This window comes from Pseudoalteromonas sp. MBR-15 (assembly GCF_053628915.1).
Genome location: NZ_JBRJHH010000007.1, coordinates 201,490 through 226,758 on the forward strand (window position 1 = coordinate 201,490; position 25,269 = coordinate 226,758).

The following is a 25,269-nucleotide window of genomic DNA, read 5'->3' on the forward strand; positions in this document are numbered from 1 at the left end:
TTTATGGCTCTTCAATTTCCAGAGATAGATCCGGTTATTTTTTCGGTAGGACCGCTCAGCGTACGTTGGTACGGTTTAATGTATTTAATTGGCTTTGCTTTAGCTATGTGGCTGGCAAACCGTCAAGCTGCAAAACCTAATTCTGGGTGGACGAAAGAGCAAGTAAGCGACTTATTATTTTACGGTATGCTCGGGGTAATACTCGGTGGGCGTATTGGCTATGTGTTGTTTTATCAGTTTAGTTATTTTATTGAAAACCCGTTTTATTTATTCAGAATAGACCAAGGTGGCATGTCATTCCATGGCGGCACACTGGGGGTTATTACCGCAATTATGGTCTTTGCCTGGACACGTAAAAAATCATTGTTAGAGGTCGGCGATTTTGTGGTGCCATTAGTGCCATTTGGCCTACTAGCCGGCCGCATAGGTAACTTTATTAATGGTGAGTTATGGGGACGCGTAACCGATGTACCTTGGGCGTTTATTTTCCCTACCGGTGGGCCAGAACCACGCCATCCGTCACAACTATACGAAGCATTTTTAGAAGGCTTGGTGCTATTTTTAATTTTGCAATGGTTTATTAAAAAGCCACGCCCAGCAGGGAGTGTCGCCGGTTTATTTTTATTAGGCTACGGCGTATTTAGATTTGTTGTTGAGTATTTCCGTGAGCCAGACGCGCATTTAGGTCTATTTGCAGGTGTGATTTCAATGGGACAAATACTCTCGCTGCCAATGGTATTTGGGGGCCTTGGTTTGTTAATATGGGCCTACATGAAGCCGCAACGACGCGTTGCAAGCAAAGCATAATAAGAGCAAGTCAATGAAACAGTATTTAGATTTATGTCAACGCATTGTTGATGAAGGCGTGTGGGTCGAAAATAAGCGTACAGGCACCAAATGTTTAACCGTTATTAATGCTGACCTTGAGTACGATGTAGCAAACAATAAGTTTCCGCTTATAACAACACGTAAAAGCTTTTATAAAGCAGCCATTGCAGAGTTGTTAGGCTACCTTCGTGGTTACGACAGTGCGGCACAGTTTCGTGATATCGGTTGCATGACATGGAATGCCAACGCGAACGAAAATAAAGCTTGGCTCGAAAACCCGCATCGACGTGGTGAAGATGATATGGGCCGTGTGTACGGCGTACAAGGCCGTAGCTGGCAGCGCCCAGATGGTACACACCTTGATCAACTTAAAAAGGTAATTACTAACTTATCTAACGGCATTGATGACCGAGGTGAAATTGTCACGTTTTATAATCCGGGCGAGTTTGAGCTAGGTTGTTTACGTCCGTGTATGCATACGCACACTTTTTCATTACTGGGTGATACTCTATACTTAACCTCGTATCAACGTAGTTGTGATGTGCCACTGGGTTTGAATTTTAATCAAATTCAATGTTTTGTGTTATTAGCGTTGGTTGCACAAATCACCGGACACAAGCCCGGAAAGGCGTATCATAAAATAGCAAATGCACATATTTACGAAAATCAGTTAGAGTTAATGCGTGATGTACAGCTTAAGCGTGAGCCATTTGCATCACCTACACTTAAAATAAATCCAAATATTAAATCACTTGAAGACATTGAAACTTGGGTCACAAAAGACGATTTTGAAGTAGAAGGTTATCAGTGTCACGATGCAATTAAGTATCCGTTTTCAGTGTAAAAAGAAAAAAGTTTAAGGAGAAATCAATGAAAGCAGTGATCCCAGTTGCTGGTCTTGGCACGCGTATGTTGCCTGCAACAAAAGCGATTCCAAAGGAAATGTTACCTATCGTTGACCGCCCTTTGATTCAATATGTGGTTAATGAGGCGATTTCAGCGGGAATTAAAGAAATCGTATTAGTGACGCATTCAAGTAAGAATTCTATCGAAAACCACTTTGATACGAGCTTTGAGTTAGAAGCAACATTAGAAAAGCGTGTTAAACGTCAACTACTTGCAGAAGTACAGTCTATTTGTCCTAAAGATGTCACTATTATTCAAGTACGCCAAGGTGAAGCGAAGGGGTTAGGCCACGCAATTAACTGTGCAGCGCCAATCATTGGTAATGAACCGTTTGTGGTTATTTTACCCGATGTGATTATTGACGATGTGGCGAGCGATCTAAAAAAAGACAACCTTGCAGAGATGATTGGACGCTTTGAAAGTACAGGCCAAAGCCAAATTATGGTTGAGCCTGTGCCACTTAACGAAGTTGACAAGTTTGGTGTGGTTGACCTAGGTGATGCCAAAATTAAACAAGGTGAAAGTGCCGCTATTTTAAATATGGTTGAAAAGCCGCCAATTGATCAAGCGCCTTCAAACCTCGCCGTGGTTGGTCGTTATGTATTAAGTAAAAACATTTGGCCACTTCTTGCAAAAACCCCAGCAGGGGCAGGCGATGAAATTCAGTTAACAGACGCGATTGCAATGTTAATGGAAAAAGAAACCGTTGATGCCTACTCAATGAAAGGGAAAAGCCATGACTGTGGTAGCAAAATAGGCTATTTAAAAGCGATTGTTGAGTTTTCATTACGACGCGATGAATTCAAAGATGAGCTCACCGACTTCATAAAAACGCTGGTTAAATAATCAATTCTATTTGATTAGTTAAAAATGATGTAAAAAAAGTGCCTATATGGCACTTTTTTGTTATTTACATGTCATGCTCAATTGTCGATTATTACCTAATTAAGGACTTTTCTGATATACCTTTGTATTAGCAGATTGCTAAGATAGTTATTACAGAAAAGTGCTTAGTTACCCACTGTAGAATAGCTAATTAAGCTATACTCATAAAAATACCTATAATGAAACGGATTTTTATTGCTTTAGGTTGTCGTATATGAAAACTTAAGCTGAGGGTGTCACTAAGTTTTTATTGCAGTTAGTAAAAGCACTGTACTGAAAATATAATAATAAAAAAGCAATTTGTTAGTGTTTTCTTGTTTAATATCTAAACGATATTTCAGGCTTTTTACAGGCAGGTAAGTACTAACAAACGGTCTTCTCAGATTAAGAAGCAAATATATAATGGTACGTTTAAGAATCCTGCTTATGAAATATTGCTTAAAACCGTTGCGTTACAGCACGTGCCTAATGGTGCTGTTTGTTGTATCGGGTTGTAGTCACCATTCATTACCTACCACATTATTTAATTTTTTGTCGTTTAGTCATCTATTTCAGTCAATGAATGTTCAGGCCAATGAGCAAAGCGTATTAGCAAAGGTGCAATCGCTGCCTGAGCTAAGCACAGATGGCACAGAGAGCACAGAGAGCACAGATAGCGCGTTACCTGCAGCTGGGCTGCCTACTAAAGAAGAGCCAGATTCTATGGCTAAATCAGACGAGCGTAAGAGCAGCGAACAGGTTAAACCTGAATACAGTTTTGCATTACAGCTTGTTGCAGTAAATTCAGAAAAAAACTTAGCCATTACATTTAAAAAAATGAAGGCCTTAGCCCCCGAGGTTTTTCAGGGCAAACCGCTATTAAATGTTGAAGTGGCTGATGTTAATCAAAACACCTATTACCGTTTAAAATTTGGTGGCTATAAATACCTTAAAAACGCAACCGCTGATTGTGAAGCCATTAAGCGTCAAGGGCTTGATTGTTGGGTAAGTAATTATACCGATAATCGCATTTACCTATAGCGTGCTGATATAAAGGCTAAAAGCTGGCATTTTATTTGCTGTGCTTAAGTTCTGTTTTTTTAGCTGATGATAAATATGCCAATTTCAACGTTGTTCAAACACTTATTAATTACTGCCAGTGTAAGTCTGTTGCCTGCATGTATGTTGCTGCAACAGCAACCAGAGCCGATATATACAGAGCAACAAATACAGCAATTTGCGGCTCAATATCAATCACAGCAGCAAAGTATTGCCCGTTTAACCGAAATGGAAAATGATTTACGCATTATGACGGCCGAACTCAATAGTAAGCCAGACGTGCAAACGCTCTCTGAAGCATCTGAGAGTGATCACACTCATTCCGATAACGCGTCAATAACCTACAATGATGCCGTAGCGCGAAATGCTCAGGCGCCTGCTGGCGCTCAGCTTGGAGTGTATTTAGACCCAAGCCAAATTAAGCGCCAAGTGTTAATAATGAAAAAACAGTATCCCGGTGCATTTGATAAACTAGAGTTTGTGTTTTTAGAACGCCCCACAAAATCACAAACACGGTATGCACTGCGTGTTGGCCCGTTTGCCAACTACAACGAAGCAACCGTGTTTTGTTACCTTGCTAAACAGCTACAACAGCACTGTTTAACCGCGCCTTTTCTAGGCGAACCACTCGACTTATCACGTCGCTAAAACGATTTATACTAAGTAGGCACAGTTATTGCTTTTAATTAACCATGTTCGATATGGGATGGCAATTATGCGTCTACTAGTGTCATTAATATTTTTAAGCTTAGCGGGTTGTAAGCTCTCTGAAGAGCCAAAACCAGTGGTAAGTACAGCAGCACCAAAAGCCGTTATGGCGCCTTATACGGTACACCAGTATGTGGCTGATTTAAGTTCGCAATTAAGCCGAATTCAAGGGGCTTTTAAAAGTAATGCACGCATTGCTGTAACCAGCTTTTACTTGGCTGATGCACTTGATTCGGGCCTTGCAGAAGGTCAGGGGGCAGGGCTTAGTCAACAAATTCAAGAAAGCTTAATGACGCAATTTGCTCAGCTTGGTTACCATACCATTGAGTACCGATTAGAAAATAATTTAAATTTACAATCATCTGCCGATAGTATGTTAAGCAGAAATACAAAAAATTTGCGCCAACGTCAGAATATTGACTTTGTGATCACCGGCACCTTAACGCGGCAACAACATGCCTATATTGTTAATGCCCGTTTAGTGGATGCAGCCGATCAGCGGATCGTGTCTGCAGCCAGTACCGAGATCCCCATTAATGTAATGTGGGGAAGTGAAAAAGTTCAGCAGCGCGGTGGCATGATCTACCGCAGTGAATACTAATTAGGAGTCCACTCATGAGACGTTTACTACTCAGCTTATGTTTACCATTAGGGTTCGGCTGCGCACAAATGATGTCACCCTCACAAACGATAGACACCAAAGAGCCACAGCTTACCCGCAGTGAGCGCGCGGTTGCCGCACCACAAACAAATGTGTCGGTTTATCAAAGTAGTCAGGCCGTTAAAAATAACACCACCTTTACCGCAGCCCCTACGCGCAAAAATATAAATCATTATGTACGTGGATTAATGCAAGACATGGCACAAAATCTTCAATACGTTAGTGATAAAACACCCCTTGCCGTATCGAGCTTTATCTTTTTAGATGATCAATACAACACATCGAGCTTACTAGGTAATCAAATTGCCGAAAGCTTCATGCACGAACTGCATACGTTTGGTGTGCCTGTTGTTGATTTTAAAACCACAGACTACATTCGTGTAACCCCAAGCGGTGATTTTGTGTTTAGCCGTGATTATTTAGAGTTGAGTCAAGATCAAAACTTTAATTACGTACTTGCAGGCACGTTAGTAAACCACCAAGGTGGTGTGTTGGTAAATGCACGTATTATTGGGCTTGCCAGCAAAGCCGTGGTTGGCTCGGCACAAGGCTTTATTCCGCAGTCAGTGGTTGATGCTCTTGATAGTAGCAACCGTACCGACGGTATTATGCTTAAACAAGCGAGTGAGTGAGGTAAGTTATGAGCAAGTTTAAACTTGTTGCATTAACCGCAGCTATCACACTCAGTTTATCTGGGTGTGAGTTACTTAGCCAAGCGCCTGAGCCAAGCAACCAGACTGCGAGCAACGCGCCAACTAACTATGATATAAACACCATGATGCTACTTGCTCAGCAGCAAAATGAATCAGAGCTACAAACCAATAGTCGCCAATTTAAGCCTTATCAGCATTATAAAACGTTAGGTAATTACGTTGAACAAATGGCGCTTGATATAGCCGACACCATGCAACAAGAGTCCGAGCTTGGCATAGCCGTGACCTCGTTTGTCGATTTAAATGAAAGCCTACAACAGAGTAACCAACTTGGTAATCAAGTGGCAGAAACCTTGTATCATCAACTGCAAAAATTTGGTTACGGTGTTATTGATTTTAAGACGCGCGATAGTGTGGTTATTGATAAAACAGGTGATTTTGTTTTTTCACGCGATATCAACGAATTAACTAAGCGCCGAATTGCAAGTCATGTGCTAGCGGGCACCTTAATTTATCGCCCCAGTGGCGTTGAAGTGAATGCCCGCGTGATCAACTTAACCACCAAGCAAGTTGTCGCCACCTCAAACAAAGTAATTCCGTACTTTGTGCTGCAAAATGAGTCGATACAGTCGGCAACAGCCCAGCTAAACTAACAAAAATTAATACCAACCGGCTAAAACCGTAGTCGGTTGGCATAATCTCTTGATTACCAAAGCCTTAGCCCGTTATAATTTTACGAGTTGCATACCGCTAGTGACCGTCACTAGAAAACTCAGTGCAAGTGTGGCCTCTTAGTTAAATGGATATAACGGCCCCCTCCTAAGGGGCAGTTACAGGTTCGATTCCTGTAGGGGCTACCAATAAAATCAATGAGTTATATTTAATTTTATTTAGGTTTCGGTTTTGTGTAGCGTATATGTAGCAGGTTTTATTGTTTTTGAGATTCTTTGCAAATGTTGGCCTTTTTGTTTCAAAGGCTATTAGAATTTCAAAAGATGCTTTGAATTTGTAAATTCTTAATATCTATATTGGTTCATTGTTTCAACAAGTGATTCAATGATAAATTTCTTAGCCTGCATTTCTTGCTTTTTCTGTGTTGAAGACAGATTTTTTAAATTACGTTTTTTGCTTAAAATTAACTCAATCTGAAGTTCTATTATCGGTCTTACGACTTCAACATGGTTGAATTGAGGTTTGGGGTCTTCCCTATGAAAACTGACTTTCTCGCTTCTTTCTATTGGCCTAAAACCTGAACCGCGGGATACAAATATTTTTCCAACACCTTTTTCATATGAATTTTCAGATACGTAATCATTATCATAGTACTCTTGCAAGTTGTTACTTGTGACTTTATATATAGGTTGCGCAATTTCGATTTTTGGTGAATAAGTATGGGTCTTGAAGATCCTTCTTGCCACACGCTTTTTTGGCATTGCAAATTGCGCATCTATAGTATTCTTATTAGGGGTAGGAATCTCAAAAGCTACATATGGAAAGCCTAGTTGTTTAGATACTAGAAAGTCAGAAGAGCAATTAACGAAGACTAAGTTATTTATACGTAAGCTAAATGCCGTTGGGCTCATCATAAAAGCAATAGTATTGACACCAGACCAGTTTAATTCTTTCTCTTCTTTATACGTATTTGTTATTGATAAATAACGATCTTTTAGACCTACTCGGGTGTTAACATAATAATGAGAGTTTGTATTAAATATATCCCTATTCATATACTTAACACCAAGCCATGCACTAATTCTTACTTTATCAAACCAATCCAAAAGTAGTTCAAGATCAGTTGCAGTAACATCTTGGTCTTTCATTAACATCTCAATGATAGGTTTTATTTTACCTTCGATTTCTCCAAACTTAGTATTGCAAGAAGTACATGATGGAAACGTATATGCCTTCATATTGAATATAAATTCTTCGCCTGTTTTCCAATTACTTCCAACAGAGGCTTTTCCTTTATCATAACCTGTAAGCTTAAGTAACCATTGAGGAAAAATATGCTCTTTATTTTTATTTTGTGGTGGTTTACCACAAAAAATACATAACGGTTTCAATTTAGTTCCTTAAATCCATATATTAGAGAGCCTTTATTTTGACTTATTTCAGTATTCGTATATAGAAATAAAGATAGTGTTGTTATTTGGAACTGTATTTATTCATAGAGGAAGGATCATCAACGAGACAAACATAATCTTAAAGTACAGTTATTTACAGAACTCCAAGTAAGAGCTTTATTGCCATTCTGGCAAGTGGGTGGCTAAAGGTTATTTTTGAAGTTGGGTAGAGGATTTGAACTACCTAAAGCTTGTTTTATAGCTTTAGGTCTTCTGAAAAGCATCAAAACAATGCTTTGTGTATGACTTGGTAGCTAAAGCTCATAATCGAGCTTTAGCGAATTAAAATAATATTGTTATGCTTTTTCTAAACGCCACTGGTAGAAGCGGGTAACAAAGGTTTTACCCGCAAACCAAAGACCTTTTACTTTTTGGATTAACTCACCATCGTAATAGCTTTGTGAACATTCGCCTGTCTCTTCATTCACGTTAACATCGTAATGAAGTTTTATAGGTCTATCCTTGCTTTTGATGTTTAAGCCTCCCATAGCCTGCGTGTAAGCTTGCCAGTCGCTATTATCAGCAGCAGAACGCGCTTGTTCTAATAGCGAATTACTTTCGCCTTTGAACATCGAACGTAAGCGTCTAAGTTCGCGCCATACAGATACACTCGCACCACCAATTTGCTGAAATTGACGAATACACCAACATGATGCCCACGCATCAATACGTTGGGCTACTAGTAGCGAATCGTTACCGAATTTATCCTCGCCAACACCTTCACCATCAATGTTTTTCGCTATGTATTTTAAAATATAACCTGTGGCAGAGCCTTTATTTGGGTCGATATGCTTAAAATCACAGCGGTTTTCGGCTGCGCCTTTTTCGTCACCATCTACTTCTAACGCATAATGACGAATAATAGCTTTTAATGCTTCTAGCTTTTCGCCCTCAATAAAAAACAGCATATGCCAATGCGGTGTTCCATCATGTTGTGGTTCAGCTACTCTAAATCCATAAGGAGCAATATTTTGACGTTTGAATTCAGCGCGGGCTTTTTGCCATTGTTGATTTAAATAGCTGTTCGCTTGGTCTGGCATTAACCCTTGCCATTTAGGATTAGGCGCACCAGATTTAGAAAAGGCACGGTGGTATTTAGAGGGGCAAGTTACGGTAATAAATAGCGCTTCGTGACCTAAGTCTTTTGCTAGGTTTTCAAACCCTCTGGCACGACAAAGTAATTCGTCTTTGCGAATTTTTGGATTCGATACATTTAGGTCTGATATTTCTTTTAGTGAATAACGTTGGCCTTGCTCGTTTAAGATATACGTTGAGCTAAGCAAGTTTTCGTTTCGAGTATGTTGTGCTATTCGGTTACGAGTAGTTACATCACTGGCGTAAATTTGCCTTTTGCTGTTTACGAAGTTTAAGTGTATCGCTGCTTTTTCGTTTGCTTGGTTTATCAGTTTTCGAATACGGCGCAGCCACCAACGATTATCTGAATAGCGCTTAATGCAACCAACGAATTCGATATTATTTTCGATAGAGATAGGCGAAACGCCGATATTCATAGCGAAATTTGATAAGTACTCATAAAGAGACTTTTGCTTTGCTAGAGCGAATTCGCTATCGAATTCGTTGTTAGTAGGGCGAATAGCAGCGAAATTTTCGCTATTAGTTTCGCTATTTGCACTATTAGCAGTACGAAATGACAGTGAACTCGTTCGCTTGAATTCGCTCTCATTTCGCTGTGCGTGTAATGCTTGGTAGTGAATGAAATTAACCTTTTCTGGGCTAATGGCAATCTGGCGGCAATAACTTGAACACTCTTTAGCTTTTAAACTAATTTCGTCGTCAGAGCAAAAAAACAAGTGAGCCAGTTTCGCTGGTAAAAGAGCAAACAAGGTTTTTGTTGTTGCCAGAATATGCCTGTTGCGTTCGACAGGAGTTGGCTTATTAAATGCCTGAAATAGAATAGTGCTTTTAATCAGGTTTGAAAAAGGCGAAAGCCTTTTTATGATAAAGGCTGCATCATATTTATCTACTTTCGCTATGTATGGGGCGAGTATTGTATCTTGGTCTAAGATAGCTTTTGCTATCTTCTTTTCTTTAAATGTTTTCATTGAACTGATTTAGGTAGTTTTTCAACAAACTCAAAGCCAAGTTTTGTTAAAGCGTATTGCTCGTGCTTAAGTCCAAATGGGTAAATTATTTCGCTGAAAACTAGGGTTTCGCTTATAAGTTTATTGAGGGTACGAATATCAAACTTGTAAGGGTTGCCAAATTCATCAGTATAGGTCTTTAGGCCGTTCACTTGATTTAGTGAATGGCCTTGTTGACGACAAATTTCTAAATGATTATTTGGTTGAGCTAACCAAACTAAAAGTCTCTTTTGCTCTTTAGATAGCTTAGGCATGATCAGCACCATGCGGATCTTGGCCTAAATGCTCTAAACGGCTAAAGCTATTTAGCCAATTATCTAAGTCTTCTTTTAAGTAACGAACAGCACGACCAATTTTGATAAACGGTGGTGCGGGTGTGCGATTTGTTCTATTTCCTTCCATACGTGACTGGCGAAGGAAAGAGCGACTCATACCGATGTATTCAGCGGTTTCTATTTCTGAAAATGCGCGTTTGTTTTCTGTTGTTGGCATGATTGCCTCCATGTACGTTTAAGTTCATGGAGGACTTTAAGAGGTGAGTGAACTCCTAGGAGTCCTTCTAGGAGTTATGACTTTTAATTTATTTTTAATTTTTTAATTAAGTTATAAAAACTCTTCTTCTTCATTTTTTGTAACTCAGCACTTGAGTTATACCAATACAATGTATCTTCGCCTATTTCATCAATGATTTCGTCAGTATCAAATGAGCGTGGGTCATTTGTGATGTCATTTTTTAACTTTTCCCAAGTTTGGCTTGGTCTATCGTTAGGGAATTCATTAAGCATATTAATCAGCATGGCATCAATAAGTCGGATATTGGTATTACTTGTTGATTCTTCTTTATTGCCAAATAAGTAACGTTTAGCCTTTTCGATTTCATCAGGCTCAATGCAAACATCATCAAATGAGAATGCTTTTGACGTTGGAAATAACTCAGGAGGTATGGGTTGGGATGGATCAAAAACAGCAGATGCTTTTTCTCTTAGCTTTTCTTTATTTTCAGATATGTCAAAAATCCCTTTGCAAAACTGCTTTAGCATACTCTGTCGTTGTTCAGGCTGAAAACAGAAAGGAATAGTTATTAGCTGTATTTTTTCTAAAGGTGCTGCAAGCCAACCTTCAAACATTTTGTTTGGTAGCTCTATAGAGTAGGGATAGCCACTATTGTAGTTAGTTATTTTATCTTTCTGCAAAAGAGTCGACTTAGTTAAGCTAAGCTTTTTACTTTCAAAAATTGTTGTTTGTTGTGCTTTAGTTAATTTGATTAAACCAGAATAAGTAGCCTTACCAAAGCCAAAAAACTTAGACTCCTTATAACCACCTAAAATAATGTCTGAGGTTCTACAATAGAGGCAAAATGAAACATCAGTTTCTGAATTGAGATAATGTGCGTCATCAACCGATATACCGAATGCTTTATCTAGTTCAGAAAGTCTGTAGTATTTCTTCACAGTAAAATCCTTTTCTAACCATTTGATTCATAGGTATCTTATCTTAATACAAAAATTTACCATAGGATGTATTACTTTTTGTTCTAAGATTTATGCTTACAACTGATAGTTGAGAGGTCTGGAAACTACAAATTAGGGATAAGTCCCTAAGTTATATTTTTAAAAGGAGAACATCATGGATGACAATGAAGTATTAGATTTGATACGTAATGGTCGCTTTTCAGCTTTGGATTTCTTAGAAGAGGCAGAGGCTTTAGAACAAAATAAAAACTATCTAGGGTATCTCTATTTTGTGCGAGATCTTAAGTCTGAGCCAACAGCTGAGATTTTATCTAAAATATGTGAAGTTGAAGGAAGTATTGATCGAGCTTACGAGTATTTAGGTCGAATATCTAGGAGCGTATTTCACTACAAAAACGAACGCTATATTTCAGATTCATTTTTTAAACTGGCTATTTTAGAAAATGATGAGAATGCAAATGCATGGTGGGCAATATTCAGAAATACTAAAGACGAAGACGCTTTCCTAAAATCAATTATGATTTATTATGAACAATGTGACTTCTTAAACTTAAACCGTTGTTTAAGTGAAGTTTTAATTGTTAGCTTTGAATTCCAAAAAGATAAATGGAATCTGTTAATTGAAATTTTAAATGACAAACGAGTAAAGAAAAGCAAATCAGTAAACAACATCCTCCTTAGAGCTTTCTGCAAAACAGAAAGACATAGCGAAGGGGCTTATCTAATTGACGACGTTTCCTATTCTGATGTGCAAGTGCTTAAAAGCTATGTCAGCTCAAATGCTTTGTCGTATGAATCCGCAATGTCAAAAGTCTCAGACTATGATTTAGACGAGTTTTTAGATTACAACTATGCTCACTTGTTTGACGAACTTATTAAAAGGAAAAAAACAGGTGTCATGTACTTAAACAAAGCGTCAATTATTGAAATCGCTTTTAAGGCAAAGTTGTACAAGGAAGTTATAAATATTTTTAAAGAAAAGTGGGGGGAACATATTGAAGGCAGTTCGGAAACAAAGTGCTATTACTTGATGTCACAAATATTTTTAGGTGTTCGTTTAGATCAAACTATATATGACGAAGTGAAACGAAGTAACTATGACGGTGCTTTAAAAAAAGCAGTTGAAGTTAAACTTCTTTGTATGAAGTTAATGTATAAGCTCGTTAAAGAGGAGGATTTAAAGTTTCGCATCGCAATACAAGGTTTATTTCAAGATGCAGAAAAACTTCTTGAAGATCCTGATCTTATAGCTCATTACTTATATAGCGACTTACACTATGAGTTATCAGTTATAGAGAAGAAGTGGGATAAAAAATTTGATCAAGACGAACTAGATATGCACAAGCAGGATTCTTCCAATAATATTTCCAAATATGATATGTTTGTATATCAGTGTAGAACCAGTTTTAATGAAAATCAGTTTGAAGATGTAATTAATAGTATTCAGATTTACCACAAAAATAATAAACCTACTATCGTCACATTTAACCTGTTAGGGATTAGTTTTGATAGAATAAGAAAGCATGATAAGGCTTGTGAATCATATTTAATGGCTCTAAAAATAATGGAGAAGTGTAAAGAATATGATGATATTGTTATAGGTAATTTTCTATCTTCTTTTAGAAAGTTAGATAAAAACTTGAAAGACGAAAAATATTATTACTGGAGACATAAGTATAATATTGCACTGGTTAATTCTTTCCAATTGAATGACAATATTTCTCTTCAAAATACATCGCTGTTTAAATATTCGCCGTTGAATCTGAATTATCTTGATTCATTGATTAATCAATACTTTTATCTTCCAGAAAAGCAACAGTTAAATGATCCTATTGAAATGCCTAGCATTTCAGATATTGGGGAAGAACACTTCATTGATACAGATTATAGAATCTGTTCCTTCTCTAAAAATGATAACTCTATGCTGATGTGGTCACATTACACAGGTGATCATCAAGGTATTATGGTTGAATATGAGTTTGGGCGTGGTTTACCTTCGGGCTTTGGTATTAGTGAAGTAAAATATACTTATGGGCAGAAAAGGCAAGTTGAGAAAGACAAATTTATCTTTAACCAGTATTTGCTAACGAAAAATAAAGAGTGGGAGTATGAAGAGGAAGTTCGCCTGATATCTTATCAGGTTAGCAAGGTTTATTACGAAAGGCATAGCTTTCCAAATCCCGACAGAAGTAAAATAAATGCAAGAGTTTTAGGTATTACACTAGGGGTCAACTTTCCGCCTTCAAAACTTGATTTCATTAAAAAAATCATTATTGATCTTAATAAAAATAGGAACGGAACTGAGCCTAAAATCTACTTAAGAAAAGCTACAGTATCAGAAGAGAAGTTGTTTACACTAGAATATGACTATTTAGAAATATGAAGAAATTTTTATTAGTTATAATAGGATAAAAAGTTGAAACGTATAACTAAAGATTTTATTACATTATTTAATGTTCTATGGTACAGGGATTTCCCATTAACAAAAGAGCATAAAGAAATTGCTTCAAGAGCTGAGTGGACAACACATATTGGTATTTGTGCTAGGGCTGCCTCAGATCTTCTTGGTTATTTTATGTATTTCGAACACGGAAATAGGACTGATGCTGTAATTAAAGACAATGACGAGAAAGTAATTTCTAATTTAGAATGGGAGTGGTTTGAACCTAGAAAAATTGAAAAGGTAAATGAAGTGCGACAACTAAAAGCTGCAAAAGAAAGCTGTGAGTTTTCTGTCTTTGTTTCATATTCAAATAATAATTACTACGAAGATAATTTAAATGTAGTTCAAGAGCAGTGGGGAGCTTCTCCTGAGCCTCTTCTCCTTATTTTAATTAGGTATAACCGCAAAGGTAGACGCGTTTTTGATCTGATTGAAACATTTCATATCCAGAATGGTCGGTGCAAAAAAGTTAGAAGCCAACCAGCGCTACCATGGCATGCGAGAGGCAAGCGTTGGGAAGACTGGAGTTAATTAAAATTTATCCTATCAAATTAACTGCTGCGGCTTTATGTTCTGGCGCTAAGTGTGCATACCTTAGCGTCATTTTTAAGTCACTATGGCCTAACAACTCCCGCACAGTATTTAAGTCTACACACGCCATTACTAGCATGCTTGCAAAGTGGTGGCGTAAATCATGAAACCTAAAATTAGTTATATTTGCTTGCTCAAGTAGGTTAGCCCAGTCGTATCTAAAATCGTTTAGCGGTTGCTGATTACCATCTTTGAATACGTGGCCTATATCACCAGATATGTCTTTCCAGTGAGTAAGCGTGTTGAAGGCTTCTGTGTTTAGTGGAATGTGGCGAGAATTACCCGATTTAGCATTTTGAAAATCAACAGTGAGGACTTTATTTGTTAAATTTATGTCTGCCCATTTTAGCGAAAGTAGTTCACCTTTACGCATTCCTGTATTTCTAGCAAGCAAAACCAATGCTTTCAGGTAATCAATATTAAGCTCATCTAAAGCAACTCTTAAACGTTGCTCTTCATCTTTAGATAGGTAACGTACTTTTGAGTTATCAACGGTTAGCGCTTTAACTTTATGTAAGTCGTGGCTCTCAATTAACCCCCATTCAACAGCACGGCTTAAACAGCCTTTAATTAAGTTTATCTGGCGGTTAGTTGTGGCTGGTTTTATTCCGCTATCAAGGCGTTTGTTTCGCCATTTCTCAACTTCCCACGCTGTAATATCCTTAATCTGATAATTCATGAATTGTTTAAATGATGACTCAAATGCTTTTATGGTTTTTTGAATCGTTTTTGGGTTTCGAGATTTAAGCCAAGGGTAGTATTTCTCTTCTAGAAACTTTTCTAGCGTTGAAAGCTTAGCTTGCTCTGTGTTGATGCGTTCTTGCTTTTTAACAGCTTGAACATCGATGCCTTTTGTAACCTCGGCTAATTTATCTTTAGCAAGATCTCTGGCTTGAGCGGGAGTGATTTGACCATGAACACCCAACTTATAATTTACTTGTTTGCCATGGAGTCTATAAAAAAGATAATAAGAGATTAAACCTTTAGGGGTAATAGTACGTGGAAACCTGAAATTTCAGTATCATTTAGACGCTTGTCTTCTGGTGTTAATCCTTTAATACTCGATGCTGTAATTTTAGCTTTTATAGCCATTGCTGCTTTCCCTGTGTAGCATATTTGTAGCAAGCTCATTGTGCTACAAAGAACAGCAAAGAACAATGGTATAAAAATGACTTTAAATTTACCTATTAAAAATCATATATTTAAATTTTATTTTTGTGCTTGGTTGTACATGGAGATATATGGAGAATCCTGCTTACCTCACCCTCCTAAGGGGCAGTTACAGGTTCGATTCCTGTAGGGGCTACCAATCTCACATTTTTTCCTAATAGCGCATGTCTAGCATTGTGAGTTGAGATTTTAAAATCCAACGATATTCTTTTATAGCCAAGTTATACTAGGGAGCTTTGTGCCAGAGGTAGGCGGCGGTAACGCCCATTCATTAATGCATTTGTTTTACGAGTTATACATCTCAATCTTTAGAATTGTTGAGTACTTCTAAAACAAGGTTTTGTGCTTTTTTCTGATCCTTTTCAGACCATCTGATAGTTCCGTCACCAGTAAGCTCGTACTTAATATTCTCAGCTTCAAACCGTTTCAATAGGAGGGCTCTAGGCTGCCCGCTAAGGCTGATACCAGGCTTCATAGGTTCAGTACATGCTGCCAAACTAAGCAGGATTAATAGTATAAATAATGATTTCAATTTAACCACTCCGTAGCAGCCACTTGTTATAAGCCCGATGCTTCAGATACCACTTCTGCACATTTTTTTGGGTTACTTTGAGCAATAAAATGCCCACCAATTACTCTTTCGGTTTTCAAGTTTACACATAGCCTTTGAAAAACTGTAATAGATTCTGGATTAACTAATTTGTCTTTTGTTGCCTGTATATATGTGCAAGGGACTTTAATCTGTTTCTCTGGTTCTGTTAGCGAAGCTATAATTTTTAACCTCGCCTTTAAGGTGCTATTAGTTACCAGCTTTAATACTTGCTTAAATAGCTTTACTTGATCATTACGTTTTAAACTACCAAAAAACAACCAGCTTAATATAAATGAAGGTACTAAATTTAATCTTAAAATAAATAAAGGAGTGATAGCGCCAAATTTGCTGAAGTATGATGGCCTTGATAAGAAACTTGCTGCAAAAACAATATGTTTTATATTTACACTCTCAAACTGGGCCAATTCGTATGCTATTGAACCAGAATAAGATTCAGCAAATATGATGACTTCTTGTTTACCTATTAATCTTGCGACTTCTTCTGCTTGAGACTTAATATCGTTACCCTGTAGGCTCGATAGAGTAATAACTTGCGCATCAAGATTTGACGGTAATGAAGCTAAAATTGGCTCAAATAGCTTACCTGTCCCATCCATACCTGGTAACAATATTAGCTTAATTGCTCGAGCTCCTTTTGCTTGTAACGCCCTAATAATGGGCAAAAAATTGTTGGCTAAAATGTTGGGAACGAAAACAGCCAACTGTTTTTGTCCTATTAATTATCTTATTAGGCGAATTATACCGCCAAACGAGCTGCTAGATTGTGCAATGGACTTACCAACATTACAAGAGCAATAAAAAATACGATGAATAGCCCGCATTGCTTTTTTATAATGAGATCTTTCTTAACCATTAAATAGAGCAATATAGCTATTGAGACTAAAACTACAAATATGAAGCAATAACCTAGTAATAACTCAATGATATCTGAAATACCGTAAGGATTTTATACATTGAGTTATAAAAGAAATAGCGGAATGATGGTATTAACATAAAAAATATAAGATTAAGCCATAATAGTATTTTTATGATTCGCATCCTGCTACAACCTCCTTATTCACCTAACATGTTTATAGCGAGCGAATCACTTGTTTTTCTACCACAATGTAGCTTGTATTTCTTATTGGTTTACTTTTAACAAACTTGTTAACTAATTACCAGTGTTATTAAAACTCAGTGGTGCTCGCTTTTCTTTACAGTATAAAACGAGTGATTGGGTCATTTTCCTGAATTTGCAAGCAATTTACATTAATGGGATTTATATAGCTAATGAGCGGTTGTTGTTCGCTTAAACCGCATAATAGGGCTTTAGCTATTTAAAGTGATTGAGTTAGGTTTTTCTAAACGCCATGGATAAAAGCGGGTAACGAAGGTTTTTACTTATCGGTTTTTTAGAATATCTGTTTGCTGGTTTTAGGGGCTACCAAGTTGCATATCAACCCGAATAACCCCCCGTTTTAGTCATTGTGATGACTAATCTGTTACTTTTTCTAATGCACCTGTGCGCCATGGTTCGATGATAATTTTAATGTGGTCGTTTGGTTTAAATAAGGTATCGAATGCGCCTTGTACACCGTCGATGCCGACTTTGCCGGTGCGCATTTTTTGCCACGCTATTTTGCCCGAGGCGATATTCTCAAGTGATTGCGCGAACTCTTCAGGTTGATAGTAATAAGAGAAAATAAGGTCGAGCTCTTTTACGGTTGCATACGCAAAGTTCACTTCGAGTGGTGCGGTATGAATGCCTGTTACAATAATTTTTGCTTTGGCTGGCGCACGCAAAATATAGTCGTTTAGTAGACGGCTTACACCTGCACATTCAAAAATTACTACCTTGTGATCGCCTGCGAGTGTGGCCGCTGTTGTTACTTCGTCATCGGCCATGGGGTTTACGTAGTGTGTTGCACCAAACTCAAGGGCGATTTGTTTTTTACTCTCTTGCGGGTCAGAGGCAACAATATGTTTTACGCCTTGCAGTTTTAGAGCGGCAATAGCGGCAAGACCAATAGGTCCGCAACCTACGACAACGGCGACATCATCTTTATTCATGTTTGCGCGATTAACGGCATGCAAGCCCACAGCAAGAGGCTCGGTAATGGCGGCCGCTTCTGACGGCACGCCATCAGGAATAGGTAATAATAGCGCTTCATCAACAATAAAGTACTCAGAGTAAGCACCATATATACCGGGTGTTACTCCAACTCCAGCACCGCCTGCCGACATTAAAATAGGCACCGATGTTACGCGTGTGCCCGCAGTAAGCTCGCCTTTTGTATCTGGACCGTAGCTAACAATTTCAGCGGCATATTCGTGGCCGAGTAATACTTCTTGATCGTTCCCTGCGCTTTTATCCATGATGCCAAGGTTCTTATAAATATCAAATACATCGCTCGTATGGCGAGTAATATGAATGTCTGATCCGCAAATTCCACACGCAAGACTTTTTACAAGTACTTGTCCAGGCCCAGGTGTTGGAATGGCTATTTGTTTTACATGTAGTTGGCCATTTTGCATAGCGACCGAATTCATTTGGCTCATATGTGTATCCTCAATTGAACGGGAAAGGTTTTCACCTTGTGTGCTATCTACACTAAGTAAACTGGCAGGGTATATCTTGACTTTTTACGACAAAAACATGATAAATTGCGACATAACAAAGCAATAAGAGCATTAACATGGACTATTGTGTACGTGCAGGTTCGTTAGCTGGGTATCAAGAGTTGGTGAATGAGCTGGGTGCAAACCCTATTAGCTTATTAAAACAAGCGGGTTTTTTACCTAGCCACTTGCGTGACGCTGATAACATGATTGTATACGAAAAAGTATCGCACTTATTAGAGCTGACGGCGCTGCAGCTGGCCGACCCTTTATTTGGTTTTAAGTTGGGATTACGCCAAGGGATCCGCGCGTTAGGATTAATTGGCGCACATATGGCGCAGCAAGAAAATATTGCGACAGCCCTGAGTATTGCACGTAAATATTCATTTATGCATGTGCAAGGGGCGCAGCTAGCGCTAACACATTTGACGGCAAAGCAATGCGAGCTGCAAATAAGTTTAGTGATAAACGAGTTAAGCCGCAGCACACAAGTCGTGCAATTAAGCATTGCGCTTATTTACCGTATTTTACGTGATATGGCGGGGGCTGATTTTGAGCTTCAGTGTATTTGTTTACAGCAAGCCATTAGCCACGAACAGCAAAAAATACTCCGAAAGATGTTTCAATGTGAAGTTGTGCCACAGGCTCAAAATAATGCCTTATTGTTTTCGTCGCATATTTTAATGAAAAAACCAATTCGTCCAGATAATTTAATTACCGACATTATTAATCAGCAATTTCAACTAAACAGTGCATCTGTAGTGCTACCTATTAGCGATTTAGTTAAGCACAGCATTACAATGTTATTACCGACAGGTGAATGCAATAAAGACAGCGTGGCTTTAAACCTTGGTATGCACCCTAAAAAGTTAGAGCGGTCGCTCAAAGAAGCGGGTACGAGCTTTCGGGAAGTGTTAAATGAAACACGAAAATCAATTACGTTACGTACTCTCGAAATGAGTAATATGTCGATGACCACCTTGGCATTGAACCTTGGTTATGCAGAGTTCTCGGTGTTTAGCCGCAGTTTTAAACATTGGTTCGGGCTGTCGCCTCGTGCTTTTAAAAGGCAAATAAAGAAGTAAGCCCTCGGCGCTTTACCGAGGGCGTATTTCTGAGTTAGTTAAAATAACCTGTATTAAGGTATAAATGTGTGACCACCCCCGCAAAATAGCCGAGCAAAATAACCGGTGTCCATTTTAAATGGCTATTAAAGGTGTATATACCACGCGCTTGCCCCATAAGAGCCACACCCGCAGCTGAACCAATTGACAATAGGCTACCGCCAATGCCTGCGGTGAGGGTAATTAATAGCCATTGACCATGAGACATATCTGGCATCATTTGCAGTACTGCAAACATCACAGGAATGTTATCTACCACAGCCGACATTAAACCTAAGATTATATTTGCACCTGTTGCTGACCAGTTGTTATAAAGCAAATCAGACAATAAGCTTAAGTATCCGATAAACCCTAAACCACCCACACAAATTACAATGCCATAGAAGAACAGTAGGGTATCCCATTCTGCGCGAGATACGCGGCTAAATACATCAAATGGCACCACGTTTCCTAAACGCTCTAAACGCTGTTTATCACCTTCACGCTCTGCCATAGCACGTTTTCTTGCCAGTGAACCCGGTAGGGTTACACGTAAGAAATAACCAAAGAATTGTAAGTAACCAAGCCCCATCATCATACCTACAACAGGGGGTAAACCAAACGCTGTTTTAAGTACCACAGCCGTAAGAATGGTAAGTAAAAATAGGCATAAAATACGGATAGCACCGCGTTTTAGTTCCACATCTTCATCGGCTGTTTGTGGGTGTTTATTGTTAATAAAGAAAGACATCACTAAAGCAGGAATAATATAGCTGACTAACGCGGGTAAAAATAAAACGAAGAACTCAGAAAAGGCAACAACATCAGCCTGCCAGACCATAAGTGTGGTTATGTCACCAAATGGGCTAAATGCACCGCCCGCATTGGCAGCAATAACAATATTAACGCACGACATTGCAATAAAGCGGTTATCATCGGTTGCTACTTTCATTACCACGGCACATAGCAGCAATGCGGTGGTTAAGTTATCTGCCACAGGCGAAATACAAAAAGCGAGTACGCCACTGATCCAGAATAATTGTTTATAACTAAAACCGCGTGCGACTAACCAGCTACGCAGGCCGTCAAATAGGCGGCGCTCTTCAAGCGCGTTAATGTACGTCATCGCGACCAGTAAAAAGAGCATTAACTCAGAGAACTCAAGCAACGCATGACGAAATGCATTGGTGCTTAAGTCCGACATGTTTTGGGCGCTGTATTGCCACGCAATTAAGGTCCAAATAATACCGGCAGCGACAAGAACCGGTTTTGATTTTCGTAAATGGATTTTTTCTTCAAGAATAACGAGTACATAGGCAAAAATAAAAATAGCGACACAGATAATGCCGACGGGGTGGTTAAGTAGGTCAATAGCGGCTGTTGTTTCAGCGTAAGCTTGGCTACTGAATCCTACCAAGGAGAGCAGGAGTCCTAGTATCAGTTTGTTCATTGTGTGTTCCATTTAGTCATATTTAGAGTCGACGGTGTTTACTGTGTGAAGCGGTGGCTATTTTAGATTTTTTTTGTACTTTTTGTAACAAAGAAGTAATAAAAATGTAGGTATATCCAATATAAATATGAGTAATGTTTAGGTATGAAGGTGCTAAAAATAGCAGGGGAAAAGTTCGTAAGGTAAATAGGCTGCGGTTTCTAATGGGCAGAATCGTTAAAGGTTTTATTTAAGGTTTATTCAGCGCGGTTTATAACGATTAAATAGCGCAAATACAAAAGGGCTACAAAGTAGCCCTTAAAGGAAGTTTTGCATTGCTTATGCAAAATGTTTTTCTAAGTCGTCTGAGCCGCCAATGTGCTGACCACCAATAAATACTTGTGGTACAGTTTCACGACCAGACAAGGCTTTTAAGCTAGTAAGTGACGCATGTTGCCCCAATACAATTTCTTCGTACACAAGGCCTTTGCTGTCTAGCAATGCTTTTGCTTTTATACAAAATGGGCAATTAGGTTTAGTAATAATGCTCACAGGTTCTGGTTTAACTTGCGCTGGGTTGATGTAATCAAGCATGGTATCAGCATCAGAGACTTCAAATGGGTCACCTGGCTTTTGTGGCTCAATAAACATTTTTTCAATCACGCCATCTTTAACAAGCATTGAATAGCGCCAGCTACGTTTACCAAAACCTAAGTCGTTTTTATCTACTAACATACCCATGCCGTCAGTAAATTCGCCATTACCATCTGGAAGCAGGGTAATATTTTGTGCTTCTTGGTTTTGTGCCCATGCGTTCATTACAAATGTATCGTTTACCGAAATACATACGATGTCATCTACCCCATTTTTCTTAAATACGGCTGCAAGCTCGTTATAGCGAGGCAAGTGAGTTGATGAGCAAGTGGGTGTAAACGCACCTGGTAAGGCAAATAACACCACGGTTTTACCTTTAAAAATGTCGTCAGTGGTGATTGACTGCCATTGCTCACCTACACGTGTTGCAAATGTAACGTTTGGTACTTTTTGACCTTCGATATTGTTTAACATTGTTTTTAATTCCTCTTGATTTGATGAGTACTATTGTGACGGTTTGCTCTTAATAGTTCCAATCGTTTGTTTGTATTGATACGATAGGTAATACCAATCAGTAATAATGCTTAATCATTTTGAGACGGATATGAATTTAAAAGACTTTGAATATGTTAAAGCCGTTGCCCAATTTCAGCACTTTCGTAAAGCGGCCGATGCATGTTATGTCAGCCAGCCTACGTTAAGTGGGCAAATAAAAAAGCTTGAAGAAGCGCTTGGCGTGACTATTTTTGACCGCTCAACCAAGCACGTTACTATAACAGCGCAAGGGCAGCGGCTAGTTGACCAAATTATTGTAATACTTGAGCAAACTCAAGTGTTAAAAGAACTGGCCGCGAGTTCACATGACCCCCTTCAAGGTAAAATTAATGTGGGTATTATTCCTACCATAGCGCCTTATTTATTACCTACTTTACTGACCTCAATGAAGCATGCATTCGCTAAAACACAGTTTTCGTTTATAGAAATGCAAACAGCACAAATATTAAGCGCCCTCGACAAGGGCGAAATAGACATTGCGATTGTCGCTGATGTGCCAGATTTAGAGAGTTATCATAAATCGGCTTTGTACAAAGAAGACTTTTTACTCGCGGTATCTGAGCAGCACGCGCTGGCAAGCCATAATGAGGTTGCATTAAAACAGTTAAATGGCGGCGAGTTACTGATGCTTAATGAAGGGCACTGTTTTAAAGAGCAAGCTGAGCAGTTTTGCTTTTCGGCAGGGGTTGAAGTGTCTAATCAATATAAAGGAAACAGTTTAGAAACCTTGCTTGCGCTGGTGGCGATGGATGATGGCGTGACCTTTGTGCCAAAATTGGCGTGTTCACCCAGAGCGGGTATTAACTATGTGTCTATTGCGCCTAATCAGCAGCGTCAAATTGTGATTGCAACCCGAAAACATTACCCACATATCGCTGGGGTAGAGCAATTAGCCGCATGGCTAAATGCTCATAAGGGCTTACACGAACGCTTACTCAGCGCCCGCTAGTTCTATAATGTCGTTAATTTGAATCGCGGGCAAAGGTTGTTTATCGATACTGGTAGCAACCGCTGACTGCTGATACAGCTGTGTTACTTTCACTTGGTTTAAAGTGGTAATTTTGTGTGGCAGCTTATTACCTTGTGCATCTGTAATGTAGTTGTGATGCGCTATATTTAAAATTTGGCCTTGTTGCAGGCCATGAGCTTTGCCCAAGTTAATAATGAGCGTGTCGTTTTCAATATGTAAGATCTTGCCTTGAGTGGGCAAACACGCCATGGCTGCTTGCAAGTCGTAGGTCAGAGTTTGGTTTACATCACTGATTGCACGGCCATAATCGGTTGCCCAAAATCTATCGCTGTAAACATCGATGATATCGGTTTTTTTGTACGGCCAGACCCCTTCTGCTTGATAGCTTTTCTCCCACAGTTTTTCATAGGTTGTGCCATCAAATAAAACATAATCGACTTTGTAAGCACGTTTAAAGCTGTCGTCTTGCCAAAATGCATAGTCGTTGTTGAGCTTTTGATTAACCGACAGGTCGCGAATACGGCTAAGCAACACGTATTGCGAATTACTGCGACTGGTTATTTCTTCAAGTAGGGCATTACTGTAATCGTATTGTTGGGTAAAAAAGTGATCAACCCTAAGAGGCACGTTGTAATAGGCTGTTGGCTTGGCTGCCATTTGCGTATTACTTAAACTGGCATACAGTTGCTCACTGATCGCTTTATTAACGTCAAAAATTTGGCCCATTCTTGCTTGTTCACGATTTACTAATTGGCTTTGTGTAACCGCGATAAACTTAGTGTATTGATTTGCAGGGCATTCTTCAGCTTGAGGGAATATATCTAAGCGAAGTGTAATGGCATAGGTGTCGTTATGACGGTCTTCGCTGATTAACTCTATTTTTTGGATCTCGCCATGACTGCTGATCTTCAACTGATCTTGTGTCAAAACCCCGTCAACAAGGGTTTGAACAGACGTTACACGGGCCCCTGAAAACACCAATGCTTGGGTGATCGCATCTTTAATGGCGGCTGATTTTGCCTGACTCGTGTCGCCATTTTTCACTACGGCATGCCCTGTAGACTCAAACCATTGGGCTAAGCTATTGTTTGAAAACACAATTGTGAAGGCTAATCCGATACCTTGTAAACTGGCTATAATTTTACGTTTCATGCTGACACCTAGCACCGATAACTATTGATTAGCCTAAACGAGCAAGGAATGTACCAGAAGTGGCATTAAACGTGCATATTTGTGACAAATGAGTTTTAAGCGGAAGCAAATTATGCGAGCACTTCTATTTATTGGGCTTGTTACCTGCGCAGCATTAACGGGCTGTAGCAGTATTTTTGATAAGCATGTTGAGTATACTTACATTGAACCAGATGACTACCCAATACTAAAAGCGGTGGGTTACGCGCCTATTAGTGCGCAGCCAGGCAGCAGTGAATCGCAACGAGCGCTGCTTGCAATTAAAGCCTCTAAACTTGAAGCCTACCGAGAGCTGGCTGAGCAAGTTTATGGGCAAAAAATTTCCGCCGGCACCACGGTGCAAAATAGTGTTGCGCACAACGATCAATTGCAAAGCCAAGTGCAAGGGGTGATCAAAGGCGCTCAGGTGATCAAAAGCTACGCTGTAGGCGATACGTATGCAACCGAATTACAGCTAGATATGAAACGCGTTCACGACCTTTATATTGGTGAAATTAAGCCGCGTGAAGTAAAAAAAGTGACTTATTATTAACCGTTAAATTCTCATAGTTGCAGCTTGGGTGCTATGCTTTTAAGACTGTCGGTTTTAATAAAAGCATACTGGTGATAACACGTTACTTAAACCAAGCTGTTCTG

At 39.0% G+C, this 25,269-nt stretch carries 24 protein-coding genes and 2 tRNA genes; 15 read left to right on the forward strand and 11 right to left on the reverse strand.

Annotated elements, in window-relative coordinates; all coding sequences use genetic code 11:
• The first annotated feature begins 3 nt into the window (after positions 1-3).
• From lgt to ACSSVW_RS11770, 9 genes are all read left to right on the forward strand, one after another.
• A complete protein-coding gene (lgt, locus tag ACSSVW_RS11730; protein WP_454179384.1) occupies positions 4-807 on the forward strand; it encodes a prolipoprotein diacylglyceryl transferase in 804 nt (267 codons plus the stop codon).
• 13 nt (positions 808-820) lie between these two features.
• The gene (locus ACSSVW_RS11735; protein WP_036970397.1) at positions 821-1,672 is read left to right on the forward strand and encodes a thymidylate synthase; all 852 of its coding nucleotides are present in this window, start codon (positions 821-823) and stop codon (positions 1,670-1,672) included.
• Between the two features lie 26 nt (positions 1,673-1,698).
• Positions 1,699-2,580, forward strand: a complete 882-nt coding sequence (gene galU / locus ACSSVW_RS11740; RefSeq protein WP_065978397.1) for a UTP--glucose-1-phosphate uridylyltransferase GalU — start codon at positions 1,699-1,701, stop codon at positions 2,578-2,580.
• Between the two features lie 465 nt (positions 2,581-3,045).
• Positions 3,046-3,639, forward strand: a complete 594-nt coding sequence (locus ACSSVW_RS11745; protein WP_454179385.1) for an SPOR domain-containing protein — start codon at positions 3,046-3,048, stop codon at positions 3,637-3,639.
• Between the two features lie 75 nt (positions 3,640-3,714).
• The gene (locus tag ACSSVW_RS11750) at positions 3,715-4,305 is read left to right on the forward strand and encodes a hypothetical protein (RefSeq protein WP_454179386.1); all 591 of its coding nucleotides are present in this window, start codon (positions 3,715-3,717) and stop codon (positions 4,303-4,305) included.
• Between the two features lie 67 nt (positions 4,306-4,372).
• Positions 4,373-4,966, forward strand: coding sequence for a FlgO family outer membrane protein (locus ACSSVW_RS11755; protein ID WP_036970392.1), 594 nt, complete (start codon positions 4,373-4,375; stop codon positions 4,964-4,966).
• A gap of 14 nt (positions 4,967-4,980) precedes the next feature.
• Entirely contained in the window at positions 4,981-5,658 is a 678-nt protein-coding gene (locus tag ACSSVW_RS11760) for a FlgO family outer membrane protein (protein WP_036970388.1), read from the forward strand.
• A gap of 8 nt (positions 5,659-5,666) precedes the next feature.
• Positions 5,667-6,332 carry a FlgO family outer membrane protein gene (locus ACSSVW_RS11765; protein WP_036970385.1) on the forward strand — a complete coding sequence of 222 codons (666 nt, stop codon included), beginning with the start codon at positions 5,667-5,669 and terminating at the stop codon, positions 6,330-6,332.
• A gap of 132 nt (positions 6,333-6,464) precedes the next feature.
• Positions 6,465-6,539, forward strand: a tRNA-Arg gene (locus ACSSVW_RS11770).
• Between the two features lie 156 nt (positions 6,540-6,695).
• Here the strand turns inward: ACSSVW_RS11770 and ACSSVW_RS11775 are convergent.
• The 5 genes from ACSSVW_RS11775 to ACSSVW_RS11795 all read right to left on the reverse strand — a co-directional run bounded on the left by ACSSVW_RS11775 (position 6,696) and on the right by ACSSVW_RS11795 (position 11,355).
• The gene (locus ACSSVW_RS11775; RefSeq protein WP_454179387.1) at positions 6,696-7,742 is read right to left on the reverse strand and encodes a hypothetical protein; all 1,047 of its coding nucleotides are present in this window, start codon (positions 7,740-7,742) and stop codon (positions 6,696-6,698) included.
• Positions 7,743-8,098: 356 nt separating this feature from the next.
• A complete protein-coding gene (locus ACSSVW_RS11780; protein WP_454179388.1) occupies positions 8,099-9,865 on the reverse strand; it encodes a replication endonuclease in 1,767 nt (588 codons plus the stop codon).
• Entirely contained in the window at positions 9,862-10,158 is a 297-nt protein-coding gene (locus tag ACSSVW_RS11785; protein WP_417699023.1) for a hypothetical protein, read from the reverse strand. The genes ACSSVW_RS11780 and ACSSVW_RS11785 overlap by 4 nt, the downstream gene beginning before the upstream one ends.
• The gene (locus ACSSVW_RS11790; protein WP_058586435.1) at positions 10,151-10,396 is read right to left on the reverse strand and encodes a helix-turn-helix transcriptional regulator; all 246 of its coding nucleotides are present in this window, start codon (positions 10,394-10,396) and stop codon (positions 10,151-10,153) included. The genes ACSSVW_RS11785 and ACSSVW_RS11790 overlap by 8 nt, the downstream gene beginning before the upstream one ends.
• An 83-nt stretch (positions 10,397-10,479) precedes the next feature.
• Positions 10,480-11,355, reverse strand: coding sequence for a hypothetical protein (locus tag ACSSVW_RS11795; protein WP_454179389.1), 876 nt, complete (start codon positions 11,353-11,355; stop codon positions 10,480-10,482).
• A 175-nt stretch (positions 11,356-11,530) separates the two neighbouring features.
• Between ACSSVW_RS11795 and ACSSVW_RS11800 the strand changes: the two genes are divergently transcribed.
• Together ACSSVW_RS11800 and ACSSVW_RS11805 are read left to right on the forward strand one after the other, a co-directional pair.
• On the forward strand, positions 11,531-13,759 hold the full coding sequence (locus tag ACSSVW_RS11800; protein ID WP_454179390.1) for a DUF2971 domain-containing protein: 2,229 nt from the start codon (positions 11,531-11,533) through the stop codon (positions 13,757-13,759).
• 33 nt (positions 13,760-13,792) lie between these two features.
• Entirely contained in the window at positions 13,793-14,350 is a 558-nt protein-coding gene (locus ACSSVW_RS11805; protein WP_454179391.1) for a hypothetical protein, read from the forward strand.
• A 7-nt stretch (positions 14,351-14,357) separates the two neighbouring features.
• Here the strand turns inward: ACSSVW_RS11805 and ACSSVW_RS11810 are convergent, their stop codons facing one another.
• Positions 14,358-15,404 (reverse strand): tyrosine-type recombinase/integrase, encoded by a 1,047-nt coding sequence (locus tag ACSSVW_RS11810; protein WP_454179397.1) that lies wholly within the window; start codon positions 15,402-15,404, stop codon positions 14,358-14,360.
• Between the two features lie 241 nt (positions 15,405-15,645).
• Between ACSSVW_RS11810 and ACSSVW_RS11815 the strand changes: the two genes are divergently transcribed.
• Positions 15,646-15,719 (forward strand) — tRNA-Arg (locus tag ACSSVW_RS11815).
• 419 nt (positions 15,720-16,138) lie between these two features.
• On the opposite strand, the gene ACSSVW_RS11820 is transcribed toward ACSSVW_RS11815, so the two are convergent.
• Both ACSSVW_RS11820 and ACSSVW_RS11825 read right to left on the reverse strand, forming a co-directional pair.
• Positions 16,139-16,894 (reverse strand): alpha/beta fold hydrolase, encoded by a 756-nt coding sequence (locus ACSSVW_RS11820; RefSeq protein ID WP_454179392.1) that lies wholly within the window; start codon positions 16,892-16,894, stop codon positions 16,139-16,141.
• A 772-nt stretch (positions 16,895-17,666) separates the two neighbouring features.
• A complete protein-coding gene (locus ACSSVW_RS11825; RefSeq protein WP_196857635.1) occupies positions 17,667-18,731 on the reverse strand; it encodes a zinc-binding dehydrogenase in 1,065 nt (354 codons plus the stop codon).
• A 137-nt stretch (positions 18,732-18,868) separates the two neighbouring features.
• Between ACSSVW_RS11825 and ACSSVW_RS11830 the strand changes: the two genes are divergently transcribed.
• The gene (locus ACSSVW_RS11830) at positions 18,869-19,876 is read left to right on the forward strand and encodes an AraC family transcriptional regulator (RefSeq protein ID WP_180311419.1); all 1,008 of its coding nucleotides are present in this window, start codon (positions 18,869-18,871) and stop codon (positions 19,874-19,876) included.
• Between the two features lie 34 nt (positions 19,877-19,910).
• Here the strand turns inward: ACSSVW_RS11830 and nhaD are convergent, their stop codons facing one another.
• Both nhaD and ACSSVW_RS11840 read right to left on the reverse strand, forming a co-directional pair.
• Positions 19,911-21,344 carry a sodium:proton antiporter NhaD gene (gene nhaD, locus ACSSVW_RS11835; protein WP_036970244.1) on the reverse strand — a complete coding sequence of 478 codons (1,434 nt, stop codon included), beginning with the start codon at positions 21,342-21,344 and terminating at the stop codon, positions 19,911-19,913.
• A 318-nt stretch (positions 21,345-21,662) separates the two neighbouring features.
• Entirely contained in the window at positions 21,663-22,391 is a 729-nt protein-coding gene (locus ACSSVW_RS11840) for a glutathione peroxidase (protein WP_036970241.1), read from the reverse strand.
• 130 nt (positions 22,392-22,521) lie between these two features.
• Between ACSSVW_RS11840 and ACSSVW_RS11845 the strand changes: the two genes are divergently transcribed.
• Positions 22,522-23,421: a LysR substrate-binding domain-containing protein gene (locus ACSSVW_RS11845; RefSeq protein WP_065978389.1), complete on the forward strand. Its 900-nt coding sequence runs from the start codon at positions 22,522-22,524 to the stop codon at positions 23,419-23,421.
• Here the strand turns inward: ACSSVW_RS11845 and ACSSVW_RS11850 are convergent.
• Positions 23,404-24,594: a flagella assembly protein FlgT gene (locus ACSSVW_RS11850; RefSeq protein WP_036970238.1), complete on the reverse strand. Its 1,191-nt coding sequence runs from the start codon at positions 24,592-24,594 to the stop codon at positions 23,404-23,406. The two genes, ACSSVW_RS11845 and ACSSVW_RS11850, sit on opposite strands and share 18 nt — an antisense overlap.
• Positions 24,595-24,706: 112 nt before the next feature.
• Here ACSSVW_RS11850 and ACSSVW_RS11855 point away from each other — a divergent pair, with 112 nt between their 5' ends.
• The gene (locus ACSSVW_RS11855; protein ID WP_065978388.1) at positions 24,707-25,165 is read left to right on the forward strand and encodes an LPP20 family lipoprotein; all 459 of its coding nucleotides are present in this window, start codon (positions 24,707-24,709) and stop codon (positions 25,163-25,165) included.
• The last annotated feature ends 104 nt before the right edge of the window (positions 25,166-25,269 follow it).

Coding starts and splice junctions, on each gene's coding strand:
- lgt (WP_454179384.1), top strand. CDS start 4: ATGGCTCTTCAATTTCCAGAGATAGATCCGGTTATTTTTTCGGTAGGA.
- ACSSVW_RS11735 (WP_036970397.1), top strand. CDS start 821: ATGAAACAGTATTTAGATTTATGTCAACGCATTGTTGATGAAGGCGTG.
- galU (WP_065978397.1), top strand. CDS start 1,699: ATGAAAGCAGTGATCCCAGTTGCTGGTCTTGGCACGCGTATGTTGCCT.
- ACSSVW_RS11745 (WP_454179385.1), top strand. CDS start 3,046: ATGAAATATTGCTTAAAACCGTTGCGTTACAGCACGTGCCTAATGGTG.
- ACSSVW_RS11750 (WP_454179386.1), top strand. CDS start 3,715: ATGCCAATTTCAACGTTGTTCAAACACTTATTAATTACTGCCAGTGTA.
- ACSSVW_RS11755 (WP_036970392.1), top strand. CDS start 4,373: ATGCGTCTACTAGTGTCATTAATATTTTTAAGCTTAGCGGGTTGTAAG.
- ACSSVW_RS11760 (WP_036970388.1), top strand. CDS start 4,981: ATGAGACGTTTACTACTCAGCTTATGTTTACCATTAGGGTTCGGCTGC.
- ACSSVW_RS11765 (WP_036970385.1), top strand. CDS start 5,667: ATGAGCAAGTTTAAACTTGTTGCATTAACCGCAGCTATCACACTCAGT.
- ACSSVW_RS11780 (WP_454179388.1), bottom strand. CDS start 9,865: ATGAAAACATTTAAAGAAAAGAAGATAGCAAAAGCTATCTTAGACCAA.
- ACSSVW_RS11785 (WP_417699023.1), bottom strand. CDS start 10,158: ATGCCTAAGCTATCTAAAGAGCAAAAGAGACTTTTAGTTTGGTTAGCT.
- ACSSVW_RS11790 (WP_058586435.1), bottom strand. CDS start 10,396: ATGCCAACAACAGAAAACAAACGCGCATTTTCAGAAATAGAAACCGCT.
- ACSSVW_RS11800 (WP_454179390.1), top strand. CDS start 11,531: ATGGATGACAATGAAGTATTAGATTTGATACGTAATGGTCGCTTTTCA.
- ACSSVW_RS11825 (WP_196857635.1), bottom strand. CDS start 18,731: ATGAGCCAAATGAATTCGGTCGCTATGCAAAATGGCCAACTACATGTA.
- ACSSVW_RS11830 (WP_180311419.1), top strand. CDS start 18,869: ATGGACTATTGTGTACGTGCAGGTTCGTTAGCTGGGTATCAAGAGTTG.
- nhaD (WP_036970244.1), bottom strand. CDS start 21,344: ATGAACAAACTGATACTAGGACTCCTGCTCTCCTTGGTAGGATTCAGT.
- ACSSVW_RS11840 (WP_036970241.1), bottom strand. CDS start 22,391: ATGTTAAACAATATCGAAGGTCAAAAAGTACCAAACGTTACATTTGCA.
- ACSSVW_RS11845 (WP_065978389.1), top strand. CDS start 22,522: ATGAATTTAAAAGACTTTGAATATGTTAAAGCCGTTGCCCAATTTCAG.
- ACSSVW_RS11850 (WP_036970238.1), bottom strand. CDS start 24,594: ATGAAACGTAAAATTATAGCCAGTTTACAAGGTATCGGATTAGCCTTC.
- ACSSVW_RS11855 (WP_065978388.1), top strand. CDS start 24,707: ATGCGAGCACTTCTATTTATTGGGCTTGTTACCTGCGCAGCATTAACG.